Genomic DNA, 1,123 nt, shown 5'->3' with positions numbered 1-1,123 from the left:
AAGAAGTCTTTAATGAAAATGAAAAGGATATCTTAAATCAGGAATTTCAAGATTTGACCGATTCCCTAAAGGTAAATGGCGCTATTCTTGTTTATGACCCACAACAGAATATTTATTATTCAAATAATTTTGACTGGGCCAATAGGGGAAAATTACCAGCTTCCACTTTTAAAATTCCCAATTCCATTATTGCATTAGAAACTGGAATTGTAGAGGACGATAGTACCTTTTTAAAATGGAAGGGTAAAAAAAGAGAGTATAAGGTTTGGGAGCAGGATTTGAGATTAAGAGATGCATTTCATTTTTCATGTGTTCCGTGTTATAAGGAAATTGCCATTAAAATTGCCCCGGAACGAATGGAAAAGTATCTGTCAGATTTTATTTATGGTAATATTAAGGTGGATTCTGCTACCATTGATAATTTTTGGTTAGAAGGGGAATCAAAAATAAGTCAAAGACAGGAAATTGACTTTTTAAAACGGTTTTACTTTTCAAATCTTCCTGTTTCCAGTCGAACGGAAAAGATCGTGAAAAGGATGATAGTGGTGGAAAAGAATGAATTATACACTTTGAGCGCAAAAACTGGTTGGTCCATTTATAATGGCATTAATAATTTGTGGTATGTGGGTTATGTTGAAACAGGGGGAGAAGTTTATTTTTTTGCTATTAATTTTGAGCCGAAACAAGGCGTTAACCCAAATAAAGTGGCAAAGGCTCGAAAACAAATTACTTTACAGGCGCTTAATAAATTGAACATAATTAATATTAATTAAAAAAGTCGGAACCGATTGATGTTTGTAAATTAATAAGAATTACTTATAATAATAAAATAATTTTTTTAATCATTAATAAACAAATCAGAACAAATGCAAATGAGGTGTGGAAAAAAAGAACTAGTAATTTTATTGTTGTCCTTAATTCATGTGACTCAACTTTTTTCTTCTCCTTTCTTTATTTCAGGGTCAGTTGATGATTCATTAGGTACTGATCATTACAATCCTGTTTCTGATTTTGATTATATCCCAGATGCTCCTTATGAGGTGATAAAGGAACGCTTTTCCAGTTTGAATACAAATTTTCCTCTTACTATCAATGGGAAAGTAAAATCTTTTATTGATTATTT

1 protein-coding gene and 1 pseudogene are annotated in these 1,123 nt (G+C 31.3%); both read left to right on the top strand.

The features are described 5' to 3' along the window. The coding region (gene blaOXA, locus E1171_RS00960; protein ID WP_155203196.1) for a class D beta-lactamase at positions 1-773 on the top strand (773 nt) is incomplete at its 5' end. A 99-nt stretch (positions 774-872) separates the two neighbouring features. Beyond that, positions 873-1,123, top strand: a pseudogene (locus E1171_RS00955) (hypothetical protein); the annotation flags it as partial.

The sequence above is a fragment of the Xanthovirga aplysinae genome (assembly GCF_009711365.1).
GTDB lineage: Bacteria > Bacteroidota > Bacteroidia > Cytophagales > Cyclobacteriaceae > Xanthovirga > Xanthovirga aplysinae.
This window is presented reverse-complemented; position numbering and strand designations above follow the sequence as displayed.